Annotated in this window: 6 protein-coding genes and 1 tRNA gene; 4 read left to right on the top strand and 3 right to left on the bottom strand. The window is 69.7% G+C overall.

Annotated features, from left to right (window positions below):
• Positions 1 to 32: 32 nt before the first annotated feature.
• Positions 33 to 106: transfer RNA gene (locus ABZX92_RS44385), tRNA-Lys, on the bottom strand.
• A gap of 67 nt (positions 107 to 173) precedes the next feature.
• Positions 174 to 785 carry a lysoplasmalogenase gene (locus tag ABZX92_RS44380; protein ID WP_355571987.1) on the bottom strand — a complete coding sequence of 204 codons (612 nt, stop codon included), beginning with the start codon at positions 783 to 785 and terminating at the stop codon, positions 174 to 176.
• A gap of 171 nt (positions 786 to 956) precedes the next feature.
• Between ABZX92_RS44380 and ABZX92_RS44375 the strand changes: the two genes are divergently transcribed.
• On the top strand, positions 957 to 2,117 hold the full coding sequence (locus ABZX92_RS44375; protein ID WP_355571985.1) for a 4-hydroxybenzoate 3-monooxygenase: 1,161 nt from the start codon (positions 957 to 959) through the stop codon (positions 2,115 to 2,117).
• 20 nt (positions 2,118 to 2,137) lie between these two features.
• Positions 2,138 to 3,799: a methyltransferase gene (locus ABZX92_RS44370; protein WP_355571983.1), complete on the top strand. Its 1,662-nt coding sequence runs from the start codon at positions 2,138 to 2,140 to the stop codon at positions 3,797 to 3,799.
• 122 nt (positions 3,800 to 3,921) lie between these two features.
• On the opposite strand, the gene ABZX92_RS44365 is transcribed toward ABZX92_RS44370, so the two are convergent.
• Positions 3,922 to 4,497, bottom strand: a complete 576-nt coding sequence (locus ABZX92_RS44365) for an RICIN domain-containing protein (protein ID WP_355571981.1) — start codon at positions 4,495 to 4,497, stop codon at positions 3,922 to 3,924.
• A 229-nt stretch (positions 4,498 to 4,726) separates the two neighbouring features.
• Between ABZX92_RS44365 and ABZX92_RS44360 the strand changes: the two genes are divergently transcribed.
• Positions 4,727 to 5,929 (top strand): epoxide hydrolase family protein, encoded by a 1,203-nt coding sequence (locus ABZX92_RS44360; protein WP_355571979.1) that lies wholly within the window; start codon positions 4,727 to 4,729, stop codon positions 5,927 to 5,929.
• Between the two features lie 15 nt (positions 5,930 to 5,944).
• On the top strand, positions 5,945 to 7,216 hold the full coding sequence (locus ABZX92_RS44355) for an epoxide hydrolase family protein (protein WP_355571977.1): 1,272 nt from the start codon (positions 5,945 to 5,947) through the stop codon (positions 7,214 to 7,216).
• Positions 7,217 to 7,320 lie beyond the last annotated feature (104 nt).

Genomic DNA, 7,320 nt, shown 5'->3' with positions numbered 1-7,320 from the left:
GGTAGAGACGAATCTCTACCTGCTTCTTGGAGTACGCCGCCAGGGACTCGAACCCCGGACCCGCTGATTAAGAGTCAGCTGCTCTAACCAACTGAGCTAGCGGCGCTTAATTCGTGCCGGAGCCTTGCTCGTTCCGACGTGAAGAACATTAGCACGGGGCACACAACGAGTTTTCAGGCGGGGTCACCCTCCTGAGCGAACCCCGTGTGGATCAGCCACTGAGCGGTCGCGTAGGTCGGCATCACGCCAGCCGAGGCGATCCGCGCGGCTTGTCCTTTGAGGACGAACCGGCTGGCTCCCAGCAGCGCGTCGGAGGCCATGAACAGTGCCGCACCACCGAAAACCCGCCGCGCGCCCGGTCCGCGCGCGGTCGACGCGGCGGCCACCATCGTGCCGAGCGTCAGGGCGTACAAGCCGACCGGCCGTCCCATCGGACCGGCTGCGCGGGAGAACACCGCGGCACCGGCGGCCGATGCCGCGACGATCGGCAGGACCGCCTTGCGCGAGCCCGGCTGTGATCGGCGTCCCAATGCCACGGTGTAGCCGACGTGGGCGACGAGGAAGCTGAAAAGTCCGGTCCGAAATGCCCGGTCCGAGTCGCCGAGCAGTGCCACGTCACCCGCCCACGACCCGGCGAGGCCGACCGCCATGCCCGGATCACGGGGTGGAGTGGCCGCGGCGAGGGCGGGCATCAGCGCCGTTTTGGTGACCTTGCGCACGTTTTTGGTGCCCCGCAAGGCAGCCAGGACCGAGTCGGCGACGGCGGCGACCGCGTACAGCTTCATGAGCACTCCTCGGCTTCGGGGCCCACCTTGGACAATCATCGTCCACGATGGAGTGATGATCAACTAGGTCTCCGGCGTGCCGCCCGTGCGTGGGCGTGCGGTTGCGGTCCAGTGCTGCCGCACATGGCCCACCCGCGTTGGTGGGCGCGTCCGGAGAGAGGACCGCAAGGCGTGGCCGACCACACCACCGTGCTCATCGTGGGCGCGGGACCGGCAGGGCTGGTCCTGGGGAACCTGTTACGTGCCGAGGGGATCGACACCCTCGTCGTCGAGCGGGCGAGCCGCGAGCAGGTGCAGACCAGGGCCAGGGCGGGGTTTCTCGGCCCGAACAGCGTCCGGGTGCTGACCGAGCACGGTCTCGCCGGCGGGTTGCTCCACAAAGGACGTTCGCACGGGGTCTGCGCGTTCCGGGGCGAGGACGGCGAGTTCGAGCTGAACTACGCCGAGCTCGGCCGGGGTGACGTGCACACGGTCTACCCGCAGCAGGACCTCGTCACCGACCTGATCGCCGAGTACCTGAACCGGGGCGGCGACATCCGGTTCGGCGTCACCGTCACCGGCGTGGATCCCGCGAACGGCCACGTCGAAACGACGGAAGGCGTGGTCGGCGGCCGGTTTCTCGCCGGGTGCGACGGCGGCAACGGAGTCACCCGCGCGGCCGTTCCGGCGGCACCCGAACGTCGTCACGGCCGTGACCACGGGATCACCTGGCTGGCTCTGCTCGCCGAGGCCCCGCAGAGCATGGCGGCGGTCACCTACGCGCTGCACGAGGACGGGTTCGCCGGACACATGGCCCGCGGCCCGGAGGTGACGCGCTACTACCTCCAGGTTCCGCCGGGTGACGACGCCGGTGCCTGGACGGACGACCGGGTCTGGGCCGCGCTCGCGACCCGGATGCGCACCGACGAGTTCGGGCCGCTGCGCCAGGGCCCGATCATCGAACGACGGCTGGTGCGGCTGCGCTCCGAGGTCGTCGACCCCATCCAGCACGACCGCCTGTTCCTCGTGGGCGACGCGGCCAGCCTGATCAGTCCCTCCGCCGCCAAGGGCGCCAACCTGGCGATCATGGAGGCTGAGCTGCTGGCCCGTGCGCTCGTCAACGCCATCACGCGGGACGACGAGCGAGCACTGAGCGACTACACGAGGTCGTGCCTGCCGCGGATCTGGCGGGCACAGGAGTTCTCCCACTGGATGATCGACCTCCTGCACGGCCCCGCGCATCCCGCCTCCGACGCCGGGTTCCAGCACGCACTGCGCCGTGCCCGGCTCGACAGCCTGCGGCGTTCGCAGGCCCACCAGAACTTCTTCGCCGAGCACTACGTCGGCATCTGAGCCAACAGGACATCATCACCATGATCTCGACGACGTCGACCCGAACGCCTGTGCTGTCCACAATGGACATCGACCGCGTGCTCGCGGCGAAGTCCTTGCTGGGCGGCCATTGCACGAGGTCCGTGCTCACCGCCTCGGTGCCGTCGCTGCCCGCCGACCACCGCGCGGCCGTGACCCGGCACTCGACCCTCGACCACGTCGCCCTGCTGATCTTCCCGGAGACGTTCGACGGGCTGGAATCCGAACTCGCCGGGCACGGCATCGAGGTCGGCGCGATGACCCCCAGCGTGGTCGTCCGCGAACGGCTGAGCAGCCGCTACGGGATCCCCGTCGGCGAGCTGACCGTCGGCATCCTGCGCGCCCCGGTGACCGACCGCGACGGCCTGCGGTGTGAGCTGGAGATCTTCGCGATGGCGACGCCGCCGGACCTGGCGCACATCGCCGAGGACGAACGCCTGCACGAACGCGAGAACCACGTCGCGCTCGCCGTCCGCTGGCCCGACCCGGTGCTGATGCGCGGCCTGCGCGCGATGATCGGCACCGCCATGCGCCCGGACGGCGGCGGCTACAACGGTTACGAGAACTCGACCGTCATGTACTTCCGCGACGGGCACATCGCGCATCCGGCCTTCCGCCGCCTCGAACTGGTCTGCTCGGGCCGGTTCCCGCAGCTGCTCGCCACGCACCAGCGCGAGTCGTGCGCCGGCACCGAGCTGTTGCGCCTGATGACCGGCGCGTGGGCCACGCAGGCCATCGCGACGGCCGCGGAGCTGCACCTGCTCGACCACCTGGCGGTCGTCCACGACCTGCCCGGTCTCGCCGCGGCGAGCGGCACCGACGAGCAGAGCCTCGCCCGGCTGCTGCGCTACCTGGCCTCGCTCGGCGTTGTCCACACCTCGGCCGGCCGCTACAGCCTCACGGACCTGGGCGTGTTGCTGCGAGCGGACCTCACGGGCTCGATGCGCGCGCTGGCGTTGATGTACGGCGGCCCGTTCTACCAGTCGTTCGCGGCCCTCACCGACGCGGTCCGCAGCGGCGCGGAGTCGTACGCGAAAACCTTTGGCGCGCACCACTTCGCGCACATGGCCGCCGACCCGAACCTGGCGGAGCTGTTCCACCAGTCCATGGCCGCGAGCAACGCGATGTTCGCCGGCGTCACGCGAGCCGTCGACTTCTCCTCCGCGCGGACCGTCGTCGACATCGCCGGCGGCAACGGCGAGCTGCTGTCCCGCATCCTCGCCGCCAACCCGTCGCTGCACGGCGTCCTGATGGACCTCCCGAACGCGTTGGTGTCAGCGGAATCGCGACTGTCCGAAATGGCCGGTCGGGTGTCCTTGGTGCCTGGTGACTTCACGCAGTCGATCCCTGGCGCCGGTGACATCTACCTGCTGTCCCGCGTCCTGCACGACTGGGACGACGAGCAGTGCCGCACGATCCTCGCCACCTGCGCGCGGAACATGCCGCCCCACGCCGAGCTGCTCGTGATCGAACGCCTGCTGCCGGAAGGCGCCGACCCGGACTCGCTCGCCATCCCGTGGGACGTCCACATGCTCTGCAACACGGGCGGCCGCGAACGCTCCGAATCGGAGTACCGCGCGTTGCTCGCCGGCGCGGGCTTCGAGCTGGTCGAGTCGCACCCGTTGCCGCTGGACGCGCACATCATGCGAGCCCGGCGCCGCTGAGCCGCCGGGCTCAGTCGCCGCGACACCACCGCCTGCGCACGTACGTTGTCGGTGTTGCTGGAGATGCGCGAGGTGGGGAAGCGTGACGGTCAGGTCGTCGGGGACCTGACCGTCACAGGCCCCTACTTGGACGAGAACTTGAAGAGCTTCCACTGCTGCCACGGCGAGCCGTTGCAGTCCCAGAGCTGGACCGGCGTGCCCCTGGGCGGGACGGCGTACGGGTTCGCCGGGTTCACCCTGATCTCAAGGCACTTGCGCCCCGCGAACGGGGTCTCGATCGGCCCGTAACCCAGCCCGGCGTCCGTTCCCCGCCAGAAGAAGGCCTGGTTGTGCGTGGCCGCCTGCTTGCAGGGGAACGTCCCCACGTCGTTGCCGTTGGGCCCGGTGTCGTCGTTGTTCGGATCCGCGGCGTCCATGCACTTCTGGTTGCCGAGGTTCTGGATGTTGCCGCCGGCCATGAAACCGCCGCTCCAGCGCTGGTTGTCACCGCCGTTGCAGTCCCACACGGTCAACCTGGACCACGTGTTGTGGTCGTTCATGTTGACGTCCACGCACATTCCGCCGTGCAGACTCTTGAACATCGGGTACTCGTCGCTTCGCGGCAGCGCCGACGCGCTGGGAGCCCCCGCACTGATGACCATGAACGACATCGCGGCCAGGACGCCTGACGCCCGCCGCCACCCTGATGACCTGAACATCTGATCCCCCAATGGACTCGTGTCACACCATCGGTCAGCACGCTAGGGCGACCCCGCCGCGCGAACGTTGAACGAGCGTTGACAGCGCAGGTCGGTGCCGGGCGAAGCGAAGGCCACGGGGCCGGTCCCTGGTGATGCGCAGACCAGGGGTTCTCACTGGGGCGACCTGCCTGTGGACATCGGCACTCTGAGAGGTGTCCGGATTCCCTCATGAAAGGCAGGGCGTGACATGACCACGCTCGAGCAGCAAGCAGACCACGCGATCCACCCGTTCGCCGTGCGCTTCCGCCGGGAGGCGCTCGACCAGTTGCGCCGCCGCCTGGAGGCGACTCGCTGGCCGACGCGGGAGCTGGTCGGCGACCGCTCGCAAGGGGTGCAGCTGGCCACGATGCGGGCTTTGCACCGTTACTGGGGCAACGAGTACGACCTGCGGCGAGTCGAGTCCCGGCTCAACGCCCTGCCGCAGTTCACCACCGAGATCGACGGCGTGCAGATCCACTTCGTGCACGTCAGGTCGAAGCACCGGGACGCGCTGCCGCTGATCATGACCCACGGCTGGCCGGGGTCGGTCATCGAGATGCTCGACTCCGTCGGCCCGCTGACGGACCCGACCGCACACGGCGGCGCCGCGTCGGACGCGTTCCACCTCGTGCTGCCGTCCCTGCCGGGGTACGGCTTCTCGGCGGAGCCGGCCGAGGTCGGATGGGACCTCGTGCGCACCGCTGAGGCGTGGGCGGAGCTGATGCGCCGGCTCGGCTACGACCGCTACGTGGCCCAGGGCGGCGACGTCGGGGCCGGCGTCACCGACGCGATCGGACGACTGGGCCCGCAGGGGCTGGCCGGCATCCACACCAACCTGCTCGTGCCCGCGCTCAACGACCCCTCGTCGCTCCCGAACAGCACCGATGAGGAACGCGCCGCGCTGGCCGCGATCAAGGAGTTCCAGACCACCGGCAACGGCTACTTCGTGGAGATGGCCACCCGGCCGCAGACCATCGGGTACGCGCTGCTGGACTCACCGTCCGCGCTCGCCGCCTGGATGATCGACCACGACACCGACGCCTACTACAAGATCGCCGGCGCGTTCGTCGACGGCAAGCCGTCCGGCAACCTCACCCGCGACCACGTTCTCGACAACATCACCGCCTACTGGCTGACGGGCACCGGCGCGTCCACCTCCCGGAGCTATTGGGAGGCCTACGGAGCCGACGCTCCCACCGCGGGCCGCCCACCACTTCCGGCGCCGCGGGTTCCGGTCGGCTTCAGCACGTTCCCCGGCGAGATCTGGCGGACTCCGCGCAGCTGGGCCGAAGTGTCGTACCCGACGCTCAGCTATTTCGGGGTCGCCGCACGGGGCGGTCACTTCGCCGCCTGGGAAGAGCCGGAGCTGTTCGCGGCCGAGCTTCGGGCCGCGTTCCGAGCACTGCGATAGGTGAGGGGAAGACCAATGTCTGGACCAACGAGGCGGCAGCTGCTGCAGGGCGGACTCGCCGCCGGACTCAGCGTCGCGGTGACCAGTGCCCTCGGCGAACTCCCGGCGTACGCGGCGGGGGACGGGATCCACCCGTTCCGGGTCGCGGTCCCTCGCCGGAAGCTGGACGATCTGCGCGAGCGGATCGCCGAGACGCGCTGGCCGTCACGGGAACTCGTCGCCGACCGCACGCAGGGCGTGCAACTGGCGGCCGCGCAGGCGCTCAGCCGTTTCTGGGGCACCCGCTACGACTGGCGCCGATTCGAGGCGAAGATCAACGCGCTGCCGCAGTTCACGACCGAGATCGACGGCGTCGACATCCACTTCATCCACGTGCGTTCACGGCACCCCAATGCGTTGCCGCTCATCATGACCCACGGCTGGCCAGGCTCCATCGTGGAGCTGCTCGAGACCGTCGGACCGCTCACCAATCCGACCGCGTACGGCGGCACGGCCGCCGACGCGTTCCACCTCGTGCTGCCGTCCATTCCCGGCTACGGCTTCTCCGGCCAGCCGACCGAGCTCGGCTGGAACACGAGCCGGACCGCGCGTGCCTGGACCGAGCTGATGCGCCGCCTCGGCTACACCCGCTACGTCGCCCAGGGCGGCGACGTCGGTGCCGCCGTCACCGACGCTCTGGGCCGGCTGGCACCCGCCGGGCTCCTCGGCATCCACCTGAACCTGCTGGTCCCGGCCTTGCGCAACACCGCCGGCCTGCCGAAGAACACCGATGAGGAGAAGGCCGCGGCCGCCGCGCTCAAGGTGTTCGCCGCCACCGGCAACGGCTACCTGGTCGAGCAGTCCACCCGGCCCGAAACGATCGGCTACGCGCTGCTGGACTCTCCCGTCGCCCTGGCGGCGTGGATGCTCGACCACGACACCGACAGCTATCGGAAGATCGCCCGCGCCTTCCTGGGCGAGGCGCCGGCGGGCAACCTCACCAGGGAGCACGTCCTCGACAACATCACGTTGTACTGGCTCACCGGCACCGGTGTCTCGGCCGCTCGGGCGTACTGGGAAAGCGCTCACACCGGAGGCGGAGGCCAGCTGCCACCGCCGGTGACCGTCCCAGTCGCCTTCAGCGCTTTCCCCGGCGAGATCTTCCAGGCTCCGCGCAGCTGGGCGCAGTTCTCGTACCCGACGCTCTCCTACTACCACCAGCCGGCGCGCGGCGGACACTTCGCCGCCTGGGAGGAGCCCGGCCTGTTCACCGCCGAGCTCCGCGCAGCCTTCCACTCGCTGCGCTGAGCAGAGAATGAGGATGCGTAGGAAGAATGCGAAAAAGCGGGTAGAGACGAATCTCTACCCGCTTCTCCGGAGTACGCCGCCAGGGACTCGAACCCCGGACCCGC

This window comes from Lentzea sp. NPDC006480, assembly GCF_040611995.1.
Classification (GTDB): Bacteria; Actinomycetota; Actinomycetes; order Mycobacteriales; family Pseudonocardiaceae; genus Lentzea.
The sequence above is the reverse complement of the archived record's forward strand: the minus strand, read 5'-3'. Positions and strand labels throughout refer to the sequence as shown.